The sequence below is a fragment of the Streptomyces sp. T028 genome (genome assembly GCF_048159505.1).
GTDB lineage: Bacteria > Actinomycetota > Actinomycetes > Streptomycetales > Streptomycetaceae > Streptomyces.
Map to the genome: position 1 here is coordinate 17,530 of NZ_JBLRVZ010000021.1, position 21,138 is coordinate 38,667.

The window sequence follows — 21,138 nt, forward strand, 5'->3', positions numbered from 1 at the left end:
GCCGCCCCGGCGCCGACCCCGACGCCGCGACGAGCCGGTCCCGCGCAGGGCCCCGACCACGAACATCACGACGAGCCCGAACCCCACGATCACCAGGAATTCCATCTCTCCTGCCCCCGTTTCCCGTTGCCACGGATCTGTGTGGCAGGGGGATGCCCCGCACGGACCGCACTCCAAGCACGACTTGAGGAAGTCGAGAGCTTCCGACGGCAGAAGCCCTACGCGACGGCCCGCTCCCCCGCGGTCGGGAAGCCCGGGGTGCGCAGCACGCCGCCCCCGGGGACCACCGCGAACACCTCGCAGCCCGCCCGACCGGCCGCCCACTGAACGCCCTGCGCGCCCAGCGCGAACGCGGCCGTGGCGACGGCGTCCGCGAGGGTGAGGGTCGGGGCGACGACGGTGAGGCTGTCGAGGCCGGTGGCGGGCAGACCGGTGCGGCCGTCGAGGATGTGGTCGCCGCGCTCGTAGCGGGCGGAGGTGGCGACCGCCGCGTCCGTCAGCTCCAGCACCGCGCAGACCTTGTCGGCGAGTTGAGGATGCCGTACGCCGACCCGCCAGGGCCCGCCCGAGACGACCACGTCACCACCGGCGTTGAGGCAGAACCGGGTGAGCCCGGCACCGGTCAGCAGCTCCGCCGCCCGCTGCACCGACCAGCCCTTGACCACCGCGCAGGGGTCGAGGCCCCGGCCGGGCAGCCGTACGTCGAAGGCGCCGCCGGTGGCGACCCGGTACTCCTCGCACAGGCCGAGCACCTCGGCGAGATCGGCGCTCACCTCGTCGGGGGACAGCTCGCCCCGGTCCAGCCGGGACACCTCGCTGTCCTCCTTGAAGGGGCTGAACCGCTCGTCGACCTCCCGCAGCCAGGCGAAGACGGCGTCGGCGATCCCCTCCGGGACCCGTTCGTCGTCGACGCGCAGCGAGACCGGGAAGCCCATGACGTGCTCGACCCTGTGCATGGTCAGGCGCCCTTCGCGTCGATCGCGGCCTGGAGGGACTCCTTGTAGCCGTCGCTCGTGATGGTGGCACCGGAGACGGTGTCGATGTCCGCGCTCTGCGCCTCCAGCGTCTCCGAGATCAGCTTCGGCACGGCCGCGGTGGTCTGCGGATGGTTCGGCTGCTTCAGCATCTTCACAGCCGTGATCGTGTCACCCTCGAAGGTCACCTGGACCTGGACGTCACCCTTCTCGGTGGTCACGGTGGGACCCGCGACCACCTGCGAGGCGGAGGTCGCCGACGCCGACGGGGACGCCGAGGCGGCGGACGCCTCCTGGTCGATGGCGGCCTGCAGGGACTCCTTGTAGGCGTCGCTCGTGAGGGTCGCGCCGGACACGGTGTCGATGTCCGCGCTCTGCGCCTCCAAGGTCTCCGAGATCAGCTTCGGCACGGCCGCGGTGGTCTGCGGATGGTTCGGCTGCTTGAGCATCTTGACGGCCGTGATCGTGTCGCCGTCGTAGGTCACCTGGACCTGGACGTCGCCCTTCTCGGTGGTCACGGTCGTCCCGGTGAAGGTGGTGCCCGAGGAGGAGGTGGAGGGGGTCGCCTCGGCGGCGGACGAGGCCGTGGAGGTGCCGGTGGACGGTTCGTAGCGCCAGACGGGGATCAGGCCGGCCACGGACAGGACAAGAACGGGGATTGCTCGCTTCACGTCGTCTCTCTCATCCCGCCAGGCTGAAACGCTCGAAGTGGATCTGCTGCTTGGGCACGTCGAGCTCGCGCAGGGTGCCGAGCACCGCGTTCATCATCGGTGGCGGCCCGCACAGGAAGACGTCCCGCTCGGTGATGTCCGGGACGAGGGCCGCCAGTTCGCGCGGCGCCAGCCGGTCCGGCACCGGCGGCCCGGTGACCAGGTGCAGCTCCGCGCCCTTGGCGGCGGCGAGCTCGCGCAGTTCGTCGTAGAGGACGGCGTCGCGTTCGCCGCCGACGCGGTAGACGACGACCGCGTGGCCGTCGATCTCCTCCAGCAGCGCCCGGATGGGGGTGACGCCGACGCCGCCGGCGATGAGGAGGGACTCGGCACGGGTGCGGTGCATCGCGGTGAAGGCGCCGTAGGGGCCCTCGGCGAAGACGCGGGTGCCGGGTTTGATGTGGCGCAGGCCCGCGGAGCCGTCACCGGCGGCCTTGGCGGTCAGCCGCAGCCGGGTGCCGTCGGGGGCGGCGGAGAGGGAGAAGGGGTTCGCCTGCCACCAGCGGTCCTTCGTCAGGAACCGCCACAGGAAGAACTGGCCGGCGCGGGCGGGCAGCCTGTCCAGGTCGCGGCCGGTGATGTAGACGGACACGACGTTGTCCGACTCGGGGACGACCTTCTCGACGCGCAGCTGGTGCCGCCAGTTGCGCCACAGCGGCAGGACCGCCCGGCCCAGGACGACGGAGCCGAGGGCGACGGTCCACACGCCGTACCAGTACGCGGTGGCGGCGGAGGACGCGGTGAACGTCGTACCGACCGCCACCTGGTGGGTGAAGGCCAGCACCACGGCGACGTACGTGTACAGGTGGACGAAGTGCCAGGTCTCGTAGGCGAGGCGGCGGCGGGCCCAGCGGGCGGAGACGCCGCCGACGACCAGGATCAGCGCCATGGCGACCGTGGCGCGGAGCACGCCCTCGACGGTCTCGGCGAGGTCGACGAGCTGGCTGACCGGGTCCAGGGAGGAGTCCGCCGAAGAATCAGCGTAGCCGAGGGTGATGAACACCATGTGCCCGACCAGCGTCCACAGCAGGCCGAAGCCGGTCCAGCGGTGCCAGTTGGTCAGCCGGTCCATGCCGATACGGCGGTCGAGCCAGGGCAGCCGGGCCACCAGGAGCAGCTGGAACGCCATCAGCAGCGCGCCGTACAGACCGGCGAACCGGCCGATCACGACGAGCGCGTTGGAGGCGAAGCCGGCCTGGACGGCGAAGAGGGTCACGACGGCCGCGTTCGCGGCCAGCACGGCGTACAGGCCGGTGCGGGCCACTACTTTGGGACGTATCGCCGTGGGGGGAACGGGAGGCGACTGGACGGTCGTCACGGACGGAAACTCCTTGATCGGGTCCTCAGAACACTGAGCTTCCCCGTGCTTTGCTGTCGGTTTACTGTCGTACAACTTTCAAGAGTTTATCGATCCCACGTGGGTGAGGGACGCGGGTCTGGCACCGGGAGGCGCGTGGCGCACTATGAGCGGGTGGAAAAAGTACGACTCCTCGTCGTGGACGACGACCCGCCGATCGCCGATCTCGTGGCGACGGTCGCCCGCTACGAGGGCTGGACCGCGGTCACCGCGAACTCCGGCGAGGAGGCGCTGCGCCGCGCCGCCGAGTTCCATCCGGACATCGTGGTGCTCGATCTGATGCTGCCCGACATCGACGGCTTCGGCGTCCTCGACCGGCTGCGGCAGTCGGGGACCATGGTGCCGGTGGTGTTCCTCACGGCCCGGGACGGGGTCGCGGACCGGGTCGCGGGGCTGACCCGGGGCGGGGACGACTACCTCGTGAAGCCGTTCGCGGTGGAGGAGCTGATGGCCCGGCTGCGGACCGTGCTGCGGCGCAGCGCGGGCCCCGGCTTCCAGCGCTCGGTGCTGCGCGTCGCGGACCTCACGATGGACGAGGACACCCGCGAGGTCCGCCGGGCCGGGAAGCTGCTGACGCTCACCCCCACCGAGTACGAGGTACTGCGCTATCTCATGCGCAAGTCGCCGACCGTGCTCACCAAGGCGCAGATCCTCGACCATGTGTGGGAGTACGGCTTCGGCGGCCGGTCCAACGTGGTGGAGCTGGTGGTGAGCCGGCTGCGCCGCAAGCTGGACGCGACCGGCGACGATCCGCTGATCCAGACGGTGCGGGGCTTCGGGTACTCCATCCGGCAGGCGGCCGAGTGATCCGCGTGCTCCGCCGGCTGCGGCGGACGTACCGCGGGATGCGGCTCGGCACCCGGCTGGCGCTGGGCCTCGGCGCGCTCGCCCTCGTGGTGTTCGCGGTCGTCGGCACGGCCCTGACGACCTACATGCGGGACTATCTGTCGGCCCAGCTCAACGAGCAGCTCTCGCTCGCCCAGGTCGCCCAGTCCAAGAGCCTCCTCGACTACGGCACCCTGGCCGGCAAGAAGTACTACCGCTGGTACTACGCCGTGTACGACGTACGGGACGGCACGCCCGTGCTGCGCGAGCCCGAGGACCCCGACGACGTGCCCGAGGACATCGACGACCTCACGGCGCTGGCCCAGGCGCAGACCGTCGCCGACCACGAGATGGTGCGCACCGGTCATCTCAGGGGCGAGGGCATGTACCGGCTGCGCGCCTGCGAGGTGGAGCCGGGGGTGGTCCTGGTCAGCGGCGCGCCCATGGACGACATCGACAACACCGTGCAGCACCTGATCACGATCCAGGTCGTCACGTTCGTGCTGGCGCTGGCGGCCCTGGTGGTGTTCGGGCGGGCCATGCTGCGGCGCGGTCTGCAGCCGCTGAGCGACATGGCGCACACCGCGCACGGCATCGCCTCGCACGATCTGACCGAGTCGGCCTCCCGGCTGCCCCTGCGCGCGGACCGCCCCGGCGGCGGCCCGGAGGTGGAGGAGCTGCGCACCGCGTTCAACACGATGCTGGAGCACATCGACGACTCCCTCGCCGTGCGCGCGCAGGCCGAGCAGCGGCTGCGCCGGTTCGTCGCGGACGCCTCGCACGAACTGCGCACCCCGCTGATGTCGGTACGCGGCTACGCCGATCTCTTCCAGTACGCGGCCGCCAACGCCCCCGAGGAGCGCGACAGGCATCTGGCCCGGCTGCGCGCCGAGGCCGCCCGTATGGGTGTCCTCCTCGACGACCTCCTGCTGCTGGCCCGGCTGGACGCGGCGGAGGTGGAGACCCCGCTCAGGATGGAGAACGCCGACCTGGTGGAGCTGGTGGAGCAGGCGGCGGACGCGTTCCGCGCGAGCCACCCCGGCCACCCCCTGACGCTCGCCCCGGGCCCCGCCGCCCTCCCCCTGCGCATGGACCCGCACCGCATCCGCCAGGTCCTGGACAACCTCCTCACCAACGCGGCCGTGCACACCCCGCCCGGCACCCCGGTGAGCGTCGAGGTCTCGGCCTCGCCCGGCACGGCCCGCGTCCGGGTCGCCGACCGGGGCCCCGGCATCCCGCCCGGCGACCGCGACCGCGTCTTCGACCGCTTCTACCGCGTCGACAAGGCCCGCAGCCGCGACCGCGGCGGCAGCGGCCTCGGCCTGTCGGTGGCCCGCTCCCTGGCACGGGCGCACGGCGGCACGCTGGAACTGGCCGAGGACCCGGACACGACGGCCTTCCTGCTGACCCTGCCGCTGGGACTTGGCTGAGCGGTCTTCCCCGACGGCATGAGGTCCCCTCACCGCCGTATCTCCACAGACGCAGGGAACACCCTGGCGGCGATTCGGCTTCCCGTGCCCGACAAGAAAGGTCGGTGGAGAGCCACAGCCCGGCGCGCCGACCGGGGCACTTCGAGCGGCCGACCGCGGCCCGGCGAACCGCCACCACGCGGGATGAGCCGTGGCCGGCCAGGGCAGAACTCTCACAGCCGCACCGCACCCCGGTCGCCCCTCCGCCCGCACCTCGTCGGCTCCCGGACACCGTGCCGTCACACCGGAGGGGAAACTTCTCCCCCGTTCCCCTCCCCACCCAGGGCCTGTACGGCGCCCGCCGAGGCGCCGCGGAAGGACGACGTGCGCCGTGACCCTGCTGCCGCTCGACACCCCTGTCGCCCCGTCCCCTCCCCCGACACCGACACCGACACCGACAGCGGTCTCGAGCCGCCGTCTCCTGACCCCTGCCAACGGCCGCCGTGCCCTCAGCCTGCTGCCGCTGCTGTTCCTCGTCCTGTGGGCGGCGCTGGACCTGTCGGCGGTCCGTGACGGCTTCACCAGACTGACCACGGCGGACCCGTGGTGGCTGCTGACGGGTCTGCTGTTCACCTATCTGGGCGCGGTCGCCGCGGCGTGCGTCCGCCAGGGTGCGGTGCCGGACCGGCTGCCGCCCGGCCTGCTGGTGGCGTCCCAGATCGCTGCGGGCGCCGCCAACCACGTCCTGCCCGCCAGCATCGGCGCCCACGCGGTCACCGTCCGCTTCCTCCGGCGCCAGGGCATCCCGCTGCCCCGCGCCACGGCCTCGATCGCCCTGTACTCCCTGGTCAGAGCAGTGGCGAAGCCCCCGGTCGTCCTGGTCTTCCTGCTTCTCGCCCCCGCGTCGATCCCACCGGCTCGCCTTCTCCCCGACGGCCGCACCCTGCTGCCGGCCGTGGCGGGCATCCTGCTGATCCCGGCGGGCGCGGCGGCGCTCTCGCTCGTACGCCCCCTGCGCCGCCCTGCCCTGGAGTACGTCCGTACGGCGCTCACGGACGTGCGCCACCTGCACACGCGCCCGTCCCGCTTCCTGCCCCTGTGGCTGGGCGCGACCGCCGCGCCCCTGATCCAGGCGAGCGTGGTGGCCTCGGTGGGAAAGGCGCTGGACCTCCCCCTCACCTGGCCCCAGTTGCTGTTCGCGTTCCTGGCCGCGAGCACGGCGGCCGGTGCGGTCCCGGCGCCGGGCGGTATCGGCCCGATCGACGCGGCCCTGGTCATCACCCTGGCCGGCTACGGCACCCCGCTCAGCCTCGCCACGGCCACGGTCATCGGCTATCGCACCCTGACGGTCTGGCTCCCCCTGCTCCCGGGCACCCTGCTCCTGTCGGCGATGGTCCAGCGCAAGCTCCTCTGAGAGGCCGGCCGGGAGGCGTGGCAGGGGCTCGCAGCGCTGGTCCGGCGCCCGTTCCGGCGCGGTGAGACCGGTCCTGGCACGGACCCGGAACCAGCCCCCGCAGCACCGGAGTTGACCACGGGCGAACACGAACTCACCGCGCTTGCACGGGATCCGGCCGACGGCACCCGGGCCCACGCCCTGAGCACCGCGCTCGCGGTGAGGGCAGCGCTGGATCCCGACTTCGGCCGGGATCTGGAGGAATGGCTGCTGCGGGCGGCGGAGACACAGGCCCGCAAGGCCACCACAGCAAACGTGATCACCGGAGGGAACTACAACGCCCCGGTGATCCAGGGCGGCAGCATCTCCGGCATCACGTTCCCCGAGTCCGAGCCGCCGCCCTTCCCCTGAGCGTCACCGCCGGAGAAACCTCAGTCCTCCGGCGCCAGCCGCAGCGAGATGCTGTTGATGCAGTACCGCTGGTCGGTGGGCGTCGGATACCCCTCACCCTCGAACACGTGCCCGAGGTGGGAGCCGCAGCGGGCGCAGCGCACCTCGGTGCGGACCATCCCGTGCGAGCGGTCCTCGATCAGCTCGACCGCGTCGGTGTCCTTCGGGTCGAAGAACGACGGCCAGCCGCAGTGCGAGTCGAACTTGGTCCCGGAGGTGAACAGTTCGGCGCCGCAGGCCCGACAGGAGTAGACGCCCTCGGTCTTCGTGTCGGTGTACTCACCGGTGAAGGCGGGCTCCGTCGCGGCCTGGCGCAGCACGGCGTACTCGGCCGGCGTCAGCTCCGCCCGCCACTGCTCGTCCGGCTTCTCGACGTCGTACGACACGATTCTCAGCCCCTCAGTTCGAAAGACGGTCCAGAATGCGCGGGCCCAGGTCGGTCACATCGCCCGCGCCCATCGTGAGAACGAGATCACCGGGCTTCGCCATTCCCGCGACGACCTCGGGCACCTCGCCCTTGTCGTGCACGGCCGTCACGTCCGCGCCCGCCGCCCGGGCCGCGTCGATGATCAGCGCGCTGGTCACACCCGGGACGGGGTCCTCGCGGGCCGGGTAGATGTCGAGGACGACGGAGGCGTCGGCCAGGGCGAGGGACTGGCCCATCTCCGTGCCGAGCTCCTGCGTGCGGGAGAACAGGTGCGGCTGGAAGACGACGAGGATGCGGGCGTCACCGGCCGCCGCGCGCATCGCCTCCAGGTCGGCGGTCATCTCGGTGGGGTGGTGGGCGTAGGAGTCGATCACCTGGACACCGGCCGCCTCGCCCTTGAGCTGCAGGCGCCGCTTGACGCCGGTGTAGGCGGCGATCGCGGGCGCGAGCTCGGCGGCGGGGACACCGAGGGCGGCCCCCGCGGTCAGCGCGGCGACGGCGTTCAGCGCGTAGTGCCGCCCGGGCACGGAGACCGTGAAGGTGAGCTCCTCCCCGTCCAGCACCACCGTCACCAGGCTCTTCAGCCCCTGCGGTACGACCGACAGCACCCGTACGTCGGCGTCCTCGGCCTCTCCGTACGTCACGACCCGCACGCCCTCGACCCGCCGGGTCAGCTCCCGGGCGCCCGCCTGGTCGGCGGAGATCACCAGCGTGCCGCCGGGCACGATCTTCCCGGCGAAGGTCTCGAAGGACTCGTAGATCTCGTCCATCGAGGCGTAGTTGGCGTGGTGGTCCAGCTCCACGTTGAGGACGATCGCGACCTCGGGGGCGTACTTGTGGAAGCTGCGGTCCGATTCATCCGCCTCCGCGACGAAGATCTCACCCTCGCCGTGCAGCGCGTTGGAGCCGGGGGCGTCCAGGTCGCCGCCGATGGCGTACGACGGCTTCAGGCCCAGCTCGGAGAGCGAGACCGCCAGCATGGACGTGGTGGTGGTCTTGCCGTGCGTACCGGCGACCGCGATCGGCCGCAGCGCGTCCATCAGCGCGGCGAGCGCGTCGGACCGGTGCACCACCGGAATCCCCAGCTCGGCCGCGCGGGCCAGCTCCGGGTTGTCCTTCCGGATCGCCGAGGACACGACGACACAGCTCGCGTCGTCGGCGAGATGCTCCGCCGCGTGCCCGATGTGCACGGTGGCCCCGAGCGCCCGCAGCGCCGCCGCGGTCCCGGACTCCTTGGCGTCACTTCCCGCCACCTTCGCCCCGCGCTGGGCGAGAATCTTCGCGATCCCCGACATACCGGCGCCGCCGATGCCGATGAAGTGCGGTCGGTCCATGGCGGTGGGGAGGGCGGCTGCCATGCGTGATCTCCAGGGGTGCGTACGACGGTGAATCCGCCCCAGCCTATTGGGTCAGCGGGACTGCACCCCCCTAGGGGCGCGGGGCTGTATCAATGTGCGGCTCCGCCGCGTGGGCGCGACCAGCCCCAACGGCGCCGCACCCGACAACACACCGCCCCCCTCACACCTTGCTGTGCGAGAACAACTTCAGCACCGGCACCCCCACCTTGTGCCGCGCCCTGGACGCCCAGTCCCGATGGAAGAACTCCTCCACGTAATGAGGATCGGTCAGCACGATCACCTCGTCCGCCCCCACGTCCTCCACCAAAGCCCTCAGCGCATCCAACGGATGATCCTCGACCAACCTCCCCGACGCCTCACTGCCAGCGGCACCAAGCGCCTGCAAGGACACCTCCAGCGCCCTCTCCCCGAACCCCTTCGCCTCGTCCCCCTCCGGCGTCTCCCGCTCCCGCGCCGCCTCGTCCAGCTCCCCGAGGGCGACGTCGTCGATGGCCCGCAGCAGGCGGTCCGCCTGGTCGCCGCGCGGCTGGAGCAGGACGTGGAACGAGACCGCTTCCTCCCCGTGCAGGGTGGTGACGAACTCCACGTCGGCGGAGGTAAGAGCCTTCTCGATCATCAGAACGCTTGTGAACACCGGGCGCCGCCCCTTCTGCGGAAACCATCCTGCCCCGTGATCTCACGGGACTGCGAGTTTTAGTGTGCCCACCGGAAGCCAAGCGGAACGGTTCATTCCGCCGTTTTCGGGACCACCGGTACCACTGAACGATTTCAGGACCGCGTGTAGCGGCCGAACAGGAAACCCCCCTCCTCCAGAAGGGACACCAGTGCGAACCGCTGCGGCACCGGGATCGAGGGCCCGCCCGCGATCCGCTGCGCGTCCCCCGCCGTGAGCATCGGGGAGACGGTCAGACAGAGCTCGTCCAGCACCCCGGCGGCGACGAACTGCCCCAGCATCCGGGGCCCGCCCTCGGTGAGCAGCCGGGTGTGCCCCAGCTCGGCGAGGGCCCGTACGGCCCGTGCGGGGTCCACGCCCGTCCCGTCCCCGGCGATCACCACCCGCGCGCCCGCCTTCTCCGCGGCGGCCACCCGGTCCGGCGCCGCCGCGGCACCGGTCAGCAGCACGGTCGGCACGAGCGGCGAGGTGAACAGCGGCAGCGCGAGGTCCAGGTCCAGGCTGGCGGTGACCACCGCGATCGCGGGCGCGGGCCCCTGCCCCGCCGCCTCCCGCCGCGCCGCGAACTCCGTCCGCGCGCGGGCCGGCCGGTACCCCTCCTGCCGTACCGTCTCCGCTCCTACGACCACCACGTCCGCGAGCCCTCGCAGCGTGCCGAAGATCCGCATGTCGGCCGCGGTGGAGATGGGCTGGGAGCGTCCGTCGTGCTGGGCGGCGCCGTCGAGCGTGGAGACCATGTTGGCCCGCAGCCAGGGCCGCGGCTCCCCGGGCACGGGCTCGGGCGCGGGCTCGGGGTAGGCGTAGGCCTCGGCGAGCTCGTCGAGGCTCCACTCCCGGTCGCCGGGGAGCGTGGCGGGTGTCTGGTCGGTCACAGGGAACAGCCGTCGCATGCCTCGCAGTCTGGCACGCGGATTAGCATGGGGAACCGTGTCGTCCTCCACCCCTGCCGCCCCTGTCGACGAGATAGCCGACGCGGCCCCGCTGTCCCTGTGCGCCCGTGAGCCGTACGTCCCCGCGGACCGGCTGGTCGCCGAGATGGTGCCGCCGCCGCGCTTCGACTCGGTGCGCTTCAGCACGTACCTCCCGGACCCGGACCAGCCCAGCCAGACCGCGGCCGTGAAGGTCCTGGAGGGCTTCGCGGGCGGGCTCGGTGGGGCGCACGCCGTGGGCGGCGGCGCCCGGCGGGGGTTCCTCGGCTTCGGCAGGGCGAAGGCGCCCAAGGTGCCGGCCGGCCCGCGCGGGGTCTACCTCGACGGCGGCTACGGCGTCGGCAAGACCCATCTCCTCGCCTCCCTGTGGCACGCCACCCCGGCCGAGCCCGCGCTGAAGGCGTTCGGCACCTTCGTGGAGCTGACCAACCTGGTCGGCGCCCTCGGCTTCCAGCAGACGGTCCGTACGCTCTCCGGCCACCGGCTGCTGTGCATCGACGAGTTCGAGCTGGACGACCCGGGCGACACCGTGCTCGTCTCGACCCTGCTCGGCAAGCTGGTCGAGGCGGGCGTGGCCCTGGCGGCCACCTCCAACACGCTGCCCGGCAAGCTCGGCGAGGGCCGGTTCGCGGCCGTGGACTTCCTGAGGGAGATCCAGGGCCTGTCCGCGCACTTCCGCACGCTGCGCATCGACGGCGAGGACTACCGCCACCGCGGGCTGCCCGAGGCGCCGGCGCCGTACTCCGACGAACAGGTGACGAAGGCGGCGTACGCCACGCCGGGCGCCTCGCTCGACGACTTCCCGCAGCTGCTGGACCACCTCGCCAGGGTCCACCCCAGCCGTTACGGAGCGCTCACCGACGGCCTGAAGGCGGTGTGTCTCACGGACGTCCAGCCCATCCCCGACCAGTCGACGGCCCTCAGGCTGGTCGTCCTGGCCGACCGGCTCTACGACCGCGAGGTCCCGGTGCTGGCCTCGGGACTCCCCTTCGACCGGCTGTTCAGCGAGGAGATGCTGAACGGCGGCTACCGCAAGAAGTACTTCCGGGCGATCTCCCGGCTCACGGCGCTGGCCCGGGACGCGAAGCGAGTCGCCGAGGCCGTCTAGTCGCGGAGACCGTCCAGTCGCGGAGACCGTCCAGAGAGAACGTCGGCACGGAACCGGCCAGGCGGGCATATCGTTGCATATGCAGACAGAACGGCCCTCTGTCGAGGAGGTCGTCATGCTCGAGCAAGTGCTGGGCTCGGTCCTGGCCGCCGGTGCCGTGGGCCTGGTGTATCTCGGTGCGGCCGCGCGGGTCGTCAAGCAGTACGAGCGCGGGGTCGTGCTCCGGCTGGGCCGGCTGCGCGGGGACGTGCGCGCGCCGGGGTTCACGACGGTGATCCCGGGCGTGGACCGGCTGCGCAAGGTCAACATGCAGATCGTGACCATGCCCATTCCGGCGCAGGAGGGCATCACCCGGGACAACGTGACCGTGCGGGTCGACGCGGTGGTCTACTTCCGGGTCGTGGACGCGGCGGCGGCCGTCATCAACGTCGAGGACTACCGCTTCGCCGTCTCCCAGATGGCGCAGACCTCGCTGCGCTCGATCATCGGCAAGAGCGAGCTGGACGATCTGCTGTCGAACAGGGAGAAGCTCAACGAGGGCCTGGAGCTGATGATCGACAGCCCGGCCATCGGGTGGGGCGTGCAGATCGACCGGGTCGAGATCAAGGACGTGTCCCTGCCGGAGTCGATGAAGCGCTCCATGGCCCGTCAGGCCGAGGCCGACCGGGAGCGCAGGGCCAGGATCATCAACGCGGACGCCGAGCTCCAGGCCTCGAAGAAGCTCGCCGAGGCGGCCCAGCAGATGGCCGACACACCGTCCGCGCTCCAGCTGCGGCTGCTCCAGACGGTGATGGCCGTGGCGGCCGAGAAGAACTCCACGCTGGTGCTGCCCATCCCGGTGGAGCTGCTGCGCTTCCTGGAGCGGGCCCAGTACCCACAGGGTCCGGCCCCGGAGCCGCATCAGGGTCCGCCCCCGGAGCAGCCCCATGCGGGTCCGGCCCCGGATCCGGGTCAGCCCGTAGAAACCCACCCGACTCCACCCCTCACTCCCCTCCACGATCCGCTCCTCGACCCGCTCCCGGATCCACCGCTCGACCCCTCGCCACCGCCCCCTGCGGTGGACGGGTGACACGTGCCTCAGGCGTGGTTCCGGGGGCGCACCCCGGGTGGTAGACACAGCGGGATCACAGTTCCTGTCCGCCAGCAGGAAGGTTCCTTCATGTCCCGCACGTCCGCGACACGACGTCAGATCCTCGCCCGCGCCGGTGCCCTGGGAGCGGGCATCGCGTTCACCGGCGCCCTCTCCGACCTCTTCGCGGGAACCGCGACCGCGCGAAGCCTCGGCCACACCGGCTACGGCCCCCTCGTCCCCGACCCGGACGGTCTCCTCGACCTCCCCCAGGGCTTCCGTTACGAGGTGCTGTCCCGCGAGGGCGACCCGCTGCGCTCCGGCGAGGGCCCCGTCCCCTCGAACCACGACGGCATGACCGCCCTCCCCGGCCACGGCGGCCAGGGCGGCCGCGTCCACCTGGTCCGCAACCACGAGAACCGACCCACCGCAGCCCACCCGGTCCCCACCGTAGAGGGCCTGACCTACGACCCGGCCGGCAAGGGCGGCTGTACGGCCCTGACGCTGGACTCCCGGGGCGGGGTGCTCTCGGAGCGGGTCGCGCTCGCCGGCACGGCCGTCAACTGCGCGGGCGGGCCCACCCCGTGGCGCACCTGGCTGAGCTGCGAGGAGACCGAGGACAAGGCCGGCACGAACGGCTACACCAAGGACCACGGCTTCGTTTTCGAGGTCCACCCGTCCGACCCGCGCCGCACCGGGGCCGTCCCGCTGACCGCGATGGGCCGCTTCCAGCACGAGGCGGTCGCCGTCGACCCGCACCTCGGGGTGGTCTACGAGACGGAGGACGCGTTCCTCAAGCCGTTCGGCCTGTTCTACCGCTTCCTGCCCGAGAGGCCGCTGGGCGGGGTGGGCTCGCTCCAGGCGGGTGGCCGCCTCCAGGCGATGCGGGTGCCCGGGGTGCCGGACCTGTCCTCGATCCAGGAGACGGGCGCCGTCTTCGAGGGCGTCGAGTGGGTCGACGTACCGGACCCGCTGGCCGCCGAAACGCCCGTCCGGCTACAGGACTTCGGCCCGCAGGGCATCACCCGCGCGCAGAAGCTGGAGGGCTGCTACTGGGGCGGCCGGTGCGTGTACTTCGTCTCCTCCTTCGCCCGGGGCGCGGACGGCTCGGCGGCGGACCACTTCGGCCAGATCTGGCGCTACGACCCGGCGCGCCGCCGGCTCACCCTGGTGATCGTCTTCGGCCCCGACACGGACGTGCAACTCCCCGGCGAGTCCCCCGACAACATCTGCCTCGCCCCCGGCGGCGGCCTGATGGTCTGCGAGGACGGCAGCGGCGCCCAGTACGTCCTCGGCGTGACGCTCGGCGGCGAGGTGTACCCGATGGCCCGCAACCGACAGACCATCGGCACGCCCCAGGAGCCCGAGTGGGGCGAGTTCGCGGGCGTCACCTTCTCCCCCGACGGCCGGACGATGTACGTCAACTGCTACACCCCGGGGACGACCTTCGCCGTGACGGGGCCCTGGCGGAGCGAACGGGGGTAGCGGCGGGAAGGGCCGGGCGGGTGACGCCGACGGAGAGACCCAGTCCTATTGTCATAACTAAGACCTGATCTCTCGTATGTTCGTACGGTGATCATTCCTGTACGTCGTCTGGCCGCGGTCTGTGCTCTCGGCGCCGCGCTCACCGCCTGCGGCACCACCCCGGCGCCCCAGACCGCCCACCCGGCGACACCCGCCGGCACACCCGCCCCGGCCTCCCCTTCAGCGTCCACGTCCGCACCTGCCTCCGCACCTGCCTCCGCTTCCGCCGGGCCCTCCCGGGCGCCGACCCTGGCGCCCGGGTCCGCCGGGCTCACGCCGGTGTTCGAGAACGGTCCGCGCACGGCCGGCAAGACAGTCGCCCTCACCTTCGACGCCGACATGACCGCCGATCAGGGGCCGCGGGCGGCGGGCGGGGAGCGCTTCGACAACCCGGGGCTGATCTCGGCGCTGCGCGGGCTGAAGGTACCGGCGACCGTGTTCATGACCGGGCGGTGGGCCGAGGAGTACCCGGCCGAGGCCCGCTCCATCGGGCGGGACCCGCTCTTCGAGGTCGCCAACCACTCCTACAGCCACTACGCGTTCACCGACGACTGCTACGGCCTGCCGACCGTCTCCGGGGACCGGATGCGGGCGGACGTGGAACGGGCGTACACCGCGTTCCGCAAGGCGGGTGTACCGGACGCGATGCCGTACTTCCGGTTCCCCGGCGGCTGCTACGACAAGAGTGCGCTGCGGGCGGTCGGCGGACTCGGGGTGACCGCGGTGCAGTGGGACGTGGTGAGCGGGGACGCGTTCGCGACGGACGCCGACGCGGTGGTCCAGGAGGTGCTGGACGGGGTGCGGCCGGGATCCGTGGTCGTCATGCACTGCACCCGCAGCGCCGCGCCGGTGACGGAGCGGGCGGTCCGGGCGATCGTGCCCGAGCTGCGGCGGCGGGGGTACCGGTTCGTAAAGGTGTCGGAGCTGATCGGTGCCGCCCGGGCGGCGTCGTGAGACTCGTACGTCGCAGGTATGAGTGAGGACCCCGTATGCATGGGGGCGGCAGGAGTCACAGCGGACCGCCTGTTCAGGGTGATCTGCGGGAGGTGAGGGGTAAAGCGCGTTCCATGGGGGTCCATGCTGTCGTATGGCGGGTGCGGGTGGGATGTGCTGGTCGCTCCCCCTGGCGGGTCCAGTAGCCTGCGCCTGTGAGTGAGAGCCCCTTTCAGACCGAGCCCAACCCCCGTGACCAGGCTCCGCAGTACGTCCTTCCGCTCGTCGTGCGGATAGAGAAGAGCGCGCCGCCGGCTCGTACCGACGCGCTCGAGACCGCTGCTCGGGCCGTGCTCGTCATCCTCAGCGACGAGAGGTCGCTGGGCGACGGTGACTGGGCTCGGGCCGTGCGGGACTGGCAGGACGCGCGGATCCGGAAGGTCGTACGGCGGGCCCGGGGGGCCGAGTGGCGGCGGGCCGAGGCGCTGGACGGGGTCACCGTCGGCGGGAAGACAGCAGAGGTGCGGGTGTTCCCGCCGGTGCCGCTGGACGGGTGGCCGAAGGATCTGGCCCGGCTTCAGGTCTCCGGGACCGATCTCGACGACCCGGAGCCTTTGGCCGACGCCGATCCCGGGGTCCCGGTCATCTGGCTGAACCCGGAGCTCGGTATGTCCGCCGGCAAGGCGATGGCGCAGGCCGGGCACGGTGCCCAGCTCGCCTGGTGGGAGCTGTCGGAGGAGGAGCGGAACGCCTGGCGCGCGTCCGGTTTCGCACTCGCCGTACGGACCGCCGCCCCCGGGCGGTGGCGGGAGCTGACGGCGAGCGGACTGCCGCTGGTGCGGGATGCCGGGTTCACCGAGATCGCGCCGGGAAGCTGCACGGTCGTGGCGGATCATCCGGCCCTGCGCTGAACCGGTCCCTCCGCCCGCCGAACCCGCGCGAACCTCAAATGTAGCTCTGAAGGTGGGCGGAACGTGGTTCGGCGGCCGGCGGCGGGGTCATACCACCGTCACCACCGAGGGGGGACCAAGGAGGCGGTGACCATGGCACGACTGGGAACGGGCATCGGCTGGCGGCCGGAGATCGCGGACGCCGTGGAGCGTATGCCGGGCATCGACTGGGTCGAGGTCGTGGCGGAGAACACCTGCCCCGGGCACCTCCCCGCGTCCCTGGTGCGGCTGCGCGAGCGCGGGGTCACCGTCGTCCCGCACGGGGTCGGGCTGGGGCTCGGCGGCGCCGAGCGGCCGGACGAGGGGCGGCTCACGGCGCTCGGCGAGCGGGCCCGGATCCTGGGATCGCCGCTGGTCACCGAGCACATCGCGTTCGTCCGCGCGGGCGGTCCACTGACCGCGACCCCACAGCTGGAGGCCGGACATCTGCTGCCGGTGCCGCGCACCCGGGACTCCCTCGACGTGCTCTGCGAGAACGTGCGCATCGCGCAGGACGCGTTGCCCGTGCCGCTCGCCGTCGAGAACATCGCCGCGCTGATCGCCTGGCCGGGCGAGGAGATGACGGAGGGACAGTTCCTGTACGAGCTGGCCGACCGGACGGGCGTACGGTTGCTCATCGACGTGGCGAACCTGTACACCAACCAGGTCAACCGCGGTGAGGATCCCGGCAAGGCGCTCGACGAACTGCCCGTGGAGGCCATCGCCTACGTCCATGTCGCGGGCGGGTTCGCACGGGACGGCGTCTGGCACGACAGCCACGCCCACCCCGTTCCGCGCCCGGTCCTCGACATCCTGACCGACCTCGCCTCCCGGGTCTCACCGCCCGGGGTGCTGCTGGAGCGTGACGAGAACTTCCCCGAACCCGCCGCGCTGGAGCTGGAGTTGGACGCGATCCGGGACGCGGTGCGGGACGGGGAGCGGCTCGCGGTCAAGCGGGAGCTGGTGCGGCTCGGGCACGACGCGCGGGCTGCGCGGATCGGCGGGGGCGCGGGGGCAGGGGTGGGAGCGGGAGCGGCGGTGGCCGTGGCACCCGCACCCGCACCCGCACCCGCACCCGCACCCGCACCGGAGACGGCGATCGACGACGGTGCCGCCAAGCCCGTGTCCATCGTCGGTGACGCCACCCGTGAGCGGCTCGGGCTCGCCCAGGCCGCGCTGTTGTCCGCGCTCGTCGCAGGAACGCCGGTGCCGGAGGGGTTCGACCGGGTGCGGATCGGTGTGCAGGCGCGGGCGCTCGCGGGGAAGCGGGCCGGGGTGGTGGCCAAGGTGGCGCCGGAGCTGCCGGTCATCCTCGGCGACGGGTACCGGCAGGCGTTCCTCGCGTACGCCCAGAGCCACCCGATGCGCGGCGGCTACCGTCAGGACGCCCTGGACTTCGTCGAGCAGGTGCTGCTCGACGGGCGGCCGGCCCAGGGGCGCGCACGGCGGGAGCTGCGCACCTGGTGGCTGGACCGGTCGGGGCCGGCGCCGCGGTCGGGGTCGCGGCTGGCGCGGGTGGGCCGGGCGCTGATCCGGCGTTAGCGCGGGCGTTCACGCCTCGTTCACCCCCGTGGAGAGCGCCAAGTTGCCTGGGCAGTAATATGCCTTTTCGCACCCGAAGCGCACTGGCGTGCGGTGCCGTGAGCAGGAGGCCCCCATGCGACCGCGACCCCCCGTCAAGGGCAGAGGCATCATCAGTGGCACCGGAGTCATCGTCGTCGGCCTGGCCGCGACCTGTGTGGCGCTGTTCATCCCCGTCGCCTCGTATCCCGGCCAGTCGGCGACCGGCGCGGACGTACTGAACGCGCAGACGGTGGCCACGCAGTACGGGCCGTTGTCCGAGCTGGACATGGAGTTCGTCACGAAGGTCCGGCTGGCCGGGCTGTGGGAGCTGCCCGCCGGGCAGCTGGCGCGGCAGAAGGGCACGACCGAGGCCGTACGGACCGCCGGGCAGCACCTCGTCGAGGGGCACCTGTTCCTGGACGAGCGGGTGCGGGACGTGGCCGCGAAGCTGGGGCTCGGCCTGCCGAACGAGGCGGGCGACCAGCAGAAGGCCTGGCTGGCGGAGCTGGACGCGGCGCAGGGCACGGACTTCGACCGAAAGTTCGCCAACATCCTGCGGCTCGCGCACGGCCGGGTGTTCACCGTCGTCGCGCAGGTGCGGGCCGGTACCCAGAACTCGCTGGTGCGCGCGCTCGCCGACGACGCCAACACCACCGTCCTGGACCACATCGAGATCCTTGAGGCCACCGGGTACGTCGACTTCGACGCGCTGGCCCGGGATCTGACGGCGACCGGGACGCCCACGCCGGCGGCGGTCCCCGGGTCCGTGGTGCCGCTGACGCCGTCGCCGTCCTGAGCCAAGCAGCCAAGCGGCCAAGCGGCCAAGCGGAACGTCACATACCCACAACGCTCCGTCCGGATGATGAACAGGGCATGGCGTTTTCCCGTGTACACGGCATAGAAACGTGGCATGTTCTGGGTCCTTCTCCTGCTGCTGGCCTGGGCGGTCGCGGGCGCGGCGTGCACCCGGCTGTGCCTGGCCGCCGTCCGTGCGGCGGCCGTGGACACCGAGGACGCGATCGCGGGTCGGGGCCACGACCTGACGCTCTACGAGGCGGCGTTCCTGTCCGGCGGGCCCGGCCGGGTCGCCGATCTGACGATGGTGTCGATGGCCCGCCAGCGGCGGCTGCTGCTCGCCCACACCGGCTGGGCGACCGTCGTGGACCCGCGCGGGCGCGACGAGATGGAGCGGTCGGTGATCGGGGCCATCGGGCCCGAGGGGCAGTCCCGGATCGCGCCGGCGCGGGCCGGGGCGGCGTCCGCGGACGCGGTGCGCGGCCTCGCCGAGCGGCTGGTCAGCGCCGGCCTCGCGGTGCCCGACGGGGCCCGTACGACGGTCGAGGCCGGGGTACGGCAGGTGCGGCTCGCGGCCGGGTTCGTGCTGGCGGTGGGCGCGGTCGCGCTGCTGACGCCGGCGCCCTCGGACGGATCGGGCATGCCGCGCGGGCTGGTGGCCCTGTGGTTCGCGCTGCCGCTGGCGCTCACGCTGAGCTGTCTGGCGATAGCGCGGGTCGAGGTGCACCCCTACTCGCGCTGGGCCTCCCCGGCCGGGCAGCGGCTGCTGGGCACCCTGGCCCGGCGGGCCGGCGGCACGGGCGGCACCGGTGACGACCGTTCGTATCTGACGTCCGTGGCAGTCCTCGGGATCCGCGCGGTCGACGAGCCCGACCTACGAGCGGCGTTCGCCCACCGCGAGCAGTAACACCACCCCGCGCATTCGCCTCCCCGGGGGCGCACTTGGAGCATTGGCGCCGACACCCGGGGGCGGTGCTTGCCTTCCCCCACAGCCGTACGAAACATCCCTTTTGTCGCCGCCCGCGCACCGAAGGGACACGCGAATGAGAGCTGGCGCGCTCTACTCGGCCATGGGAGCCCTGCTCCTGACCACCCTCTCCGCCGCCCCCGCCGGCGGCCTACCGACCACCCCGGGCATCCCGGGCTCCCCCGGTGCCGGCGGTGCTCCCGCCGGTGTCGCGCTCGCCGCCGCCCGGGCGGCCTCGAAGGGCGTCGCCTTCGGGAAGTGCACCGGCGCCAAGGACCTGCCCGGCAGCATCGAGTGCGGCACCGTCGGCGTCCCGCTCGACTACGCGCGGCCGAACGGCAAGCAGATCGAACTGACCGTCAGCCGGGTCAGAGCCACCCACCGGGACCCGCACAACAGCAAGCACCGGGTGCCCCGCAAGGGCACGCTGGTCTTCAACCCCGGCGGCCCGGGCGGCTCCGGGCTGTACTTCCCCCTCGTCGGACTGCTTCCGGAGTGGAAGCGCATCGGAGCGGCGTACGACCTCGTCGGCTACGACCCGCGCGGTGTCGGCCGCTCCGCTCCGCTGTCCTGCCAGGACCCCGAGAAGTTCTTCAAGGGTCCCACCCAGGCGCCCACCCACCCGTCCGAGTCGTACAAGCGGGAGCGGATCGCCGAGGCGAAGGCCTACGCGCGCGGCTGCGCCAAGCGGGCCGGCAGCACCCTGGGACACTACAACTCCCTCAACAACGCCCGCGACCTGGACGTGCTGCGGGCCGCGCTGGGCGAGAAGCGGCTGAACTTCATGGGGGCGTCGTACGGCACCTACTTCGGGGCCCTGTACGCCACCCTGTTCCCCTCGCACGTACGGCGGATGGTGTTCGACGGGGCGGTGAACCCGGATCCGGAGCGGATCTGGTACCGCAACAACCTCGACCAGTCGATGGCGTTCGAGAGCCGCTGGGCGGACTTCCGGGCGTGGGTCGCCAAGCACGACAAGGTGTACGGGCTGGGCAGCACGCCCGAGAAGGTGCTGGACAGCTACGAGCGGGCCCGCGCCCGGCTGGCCGCGGAACCCGCCGGCGGGAAGGTCGGGCCGGCACAGCTGCAGAGCGCGTTCCTTCAGGCCGGGTACTACGACGACTACTGGCCGCACCGGGCGCGGGCGCTGTCGGACTATCTGAAGGGCGACCCGAAGAAGCTGATCGCGCAGGCCGGTCCGGTGACCGAGGCCGCGGCCGAGTCGGAGAACTCCGCCGCCGTGTACACGGCCGTGGAGTGCAACGACGCGCCCTGGCCGACGGACTTCAAGGTGTGGGACCGGGACAACACCCGGCTCGCGCGCGTGGCGCCGTTCGAGACGTGGGACAACGTGTGGGCGAACCTGCCGTGCGCGTACTGGCCCGCGGCCCGGCAGAAGCCTCTGGACGTGCGGACCGGGCCCGGTGAGCTGCCGCCCACGCTGATCCTCGCCGCCGAGCGGGACGCTGCCGCGCCTTATGAAGGGGCTCTGGAGATGCACCGTCGCCTGGCGGGGTCGGTGCTGGTGACCGAGCGGGACTCCGGTGCACACGGCATCGCGGGCGGGGCCAACCCGTGCGTCAACGGGCATCTCGACGCGTATCTGCTGGAGGACCGTCTACCGGCTCGGCGTGCCGCGTGCGCGGGGCACGCCGAGCCGAAGGCCGGCGCGCCGAAGAAGTGACGTTGTGGGGAACTGCGGGACCGTTGTGGCTGGTCGCGCAGTTCCCCGCGCCCCTTTCAGG

Annotated in this window: 20 protein-coding genes; 13 read left to right on the forward strand and 7 right to left on the reverse strand. The window is 72.4% G+C overall.

Features of this window, described 5'->3' with window-relative positions; translation table 11 throughout:
• Positions 1-218: 218 nt before the first annotated feature.
• From ACLZN2_RS21025 to ACLZN2_RS21035, 3 genes are read right to left on the reverse strand one after another with little or no spacing between them, the layout of a single operon-like run.
• A complete protein-coding gene (locus ACLZN2_RS21025) occupies positions 219-956 on the reverse strand; it encodes an FAD:protein FMN transferase (protein ID WP_416980271.1) in 738 nt (245 codons plus the stop codon).
• A 2-nt stretch (positions 957-958) separates the two neighbouring features.
• On the reverse strand, positions 959-1,645 hold the full coding sequence (locus ACLZN2_RS21030) for an FMN-binding protein (protein ID WP_416980273.1): 687 nt from the start codon (positions 1,643-1,645) through the stop codon (positions 959-961).
• Positions 1,646-1,655: 10 nt separating this feature from the next.
• Entirely contained in the window at positions 1,656-3,002 is a 1,347-nt protein-coding gene (locus ACLZN2_RS21035; protein ID WP_416980275.1) for a ferric reductase-like transmembrane domain-containing protein, read from the reverse strand.
• A 135-nt stretch (positions 3,003-3,137) separates the two neighbouring features.
• On the opposite strand from ACLZN2_RS21035, the gene ACLZN2_RS21040 reads away from it, so the two are divergent.
• The 4 genes from ACLZN2_RS21040 (at position 3,138) to ACLZN2_RS21055 (ending at position 7,079) form a co-directional block, all read left to right on the forward strand.
• Entirely contained in the window at positions 3,138-3,848 is a 711-nt protein-coding gene (locus tag ACLZN2_RS21040; RefSeq protein ID WP_416980277.1) for a response regulator transcription factor, read from the forward strand.
• Between the two features lie 5 nt (positions 3,849-3,853).
• Positions 3,854-5,296: a sensor histidine kinase gene (locus ACLZN2_RS21045; RefSeq protein WP_416980580.1), complete on the forward strand. Its 1,443-nt coding sequence runs from the start codon at positions 3,854-3,856 to the stop codon at positions 5,294-5,296.
• A gap of 370 nt (positions 5,297-5,666) precedes the next feature.
• Positions 5,667-6,689, forward strand: coding sequence for a lysylphosphatidylglycerol synthase transmembrane domain-containing protein (locus ACLZN2_RS21050; protein WP_416980279.1), 1,023 nt, complete (start codon positions 5,667-5,669; stop codon positions 6,687-6,689).
• Positions 6,690-6,800: 111 nt separating this feature from the next.
• A complete protein-coding gene (locus ACLZN2_RS21055) occupies positions 6,801-7,079 on the forward strand; it encodes a hypothetical protein (RefSeq protein WP_416980281.1) in 279 nt (92 codons plus the stop codon).
• A gap of 20 nt (positions 7,080-7,099) precedes the next feature.
• Here ACLZN2_RS21055 and msrB read toward each other — a convergent pair whose 3' ends face one another.
• From msrB to ACLZN2_RS21075, 4 genes are all read right to left on the reverse strand, one after another.
• The gene (gene msrB / locus ACLZN2_RS21060; protein ID WP_416980283.1) at positions 7,100-7,504 is read right to left on the reverse strand and encodes a peptide-methionine (R)-S-oxide reductase MsrB; all 405 of its coding nucleotides are present in this window, start codon (positions 7,502-7,504) and stop codon (positions 7,100-7,102) included.
• 13 nt (positions 7,505-7,517) lie between these two features.
• Positions 7,518-8,903 (reverse strand): UDP-N-acetylmuramate--L-alanine ligase, encoded by a 1,386-nt coding sequence (gene murC / locus ACLZN2_RS21065; RefSeq protein ID WP_416980285.1) that lies wholly within the window; start codon positions 8,901-8,903, stop codon positions 7,518-7,520.
• 160 nt (positions 8,904-9,063) lie between these two features.
• On the reverse strand, positions 9,064-9,537 hold the full coding sequence (locus ACLZN2_RS21070; RefSeq protein ID WP_416980287.1) for an indole-3-glycerol phosphate synthase: 474 nt from the start codon (positions 9,535-9,537) through the stop codon (positions 9,064-9,066).
• A 134-nt stretch (positions 9,538-9,671) separates the two neighbouring features.
• Entirely contained in the window at positions 9,672-10,466 is a 795-nt protein-coding gene (locus ACLZN2_RS21075) for a pyrimidine reductase family protein (protein WP_416980289.1), read from the reverse strand.
• Here ACLZN2_RS21075 and zapE point away from each other — a divergent pair.
• The 9 genes from zapE to ACLZN2_RS21120 all read left to right on the forward strand — a co-directional run bounded on the left by zapE (position 10,465) and on the right by ACLZN2_RS21120 (position 21,077).
• Positions 10,465-11,613, forward strand: a complete 1,149-nt coding sequence (gene zapE / locus ACLZN2_RS21080) for a cell division protein ZapE (protein WP_416980291.1) — start codon at positions 10,465-10,467, stop codon at positions 11,611-11,613. The genes ACLZN2_RS21075 and zapE overlap by 2 nt on opposite strands.
• A gap of 115 nt (positions 11,614-11,728) precedes the next feature.
• Complete coding sequence (locus tag ACLZN2_RS21085; protein ID WP_416980293.1) at positions 11,729-12,682, forward strand: slipin family protein; 954 nt, start codon at positions 11,729-11,731, stop codon at positions 12,680-12,682.
• Positions 12,683-12,772: 90 nt separating this feature from the next.
• The gene (locus tag ACLZN2_RS21090) at positions 12,773-14,167 is read left to right on the forward strand and encodes an alkaline phosphatase PhoX (RefSeq protein ID WP_416980295.1); all 1,395 of its coding nucleotides are present in this window, start codon (positions 12,773-12,775) and stop codon (positions 14,165-14,167) included.
• A gap of 87 nt (positions 14,168-14,254) precedes the next feature.
• On the forward strand, positions 14,255-15,160 hold the full coding sequence (locus tag ACLZN2_RS21095; protein ID WP_416980297.1) for a polysaccharide deacetylase family protein: 906 nt from the start codon (positions 14,255-14,257) through the stop codon (positions 15,158-15,160).
• 194 nt (positions 15,161-15,354) lie between these two features.
• Positions 15,355-16,050, forward strand: a complete 696-nt coding sequence (locus ACLZN2_RS21100; RefSeq protein ID WP_416980299.1) for an aminoacyl-tRNA hydrolase — start codon at positions 15,355-15,357, stop codon at positions 16,048-16,050.
• A gap of 132 nt (positions 16,051-16,182) precedes the next feature.
• Positions 16,183-17,610: a DUF692 domain-containing protein gene (locus tag ACLZN2_RS21105; protein WP_416980301.1), complete on the forward strand. Its 1,428-nt coding sequence runs from the start codon at positions 16,183-16,185 to the stop codon at positions 17,608-17,610.
• A gap of 115 nt (positions 17,611-17,725) precedes the next feature.
• Positions 17,726-18,427, forward strand: coding sequence for a DUF4142 domain-containing protein (locus ACLZN2_RS21110; protein WP_416980303.1), 702 nt, complete (start codon positions 17,726-17,728; stop codon positions 18,425-18,427).
• Positions 18,428-18,541: 114 nt separating this feature from the next.
• A complete protein-coding gene (locus ACLZN2_RS21115; RefSeq protein ID WP_416980305.1) occupies positions 18,542-19,333 on the forward strand; it encodes a TIGR04222 domain-containing membrane protein in 792 nt (263 codons plus the stop codon).
• Positions 19,334-19,469: 136 nt separating this feature from the next.
• On the forward strand, positions 19,470-21,077 hold the full coding sequence (locus tag ACLZN2_RS21120; RefSeq protein ID WP_416980307.1) for an alpha/beta hydrolase: 1,608 nt from the start codon (positions 19,470-19,472) through the stop codon (positions 21,075-21,077).
• The last annotated feature ends 61 nt before the right edge of the window (positions 21,078-21,138 follow it).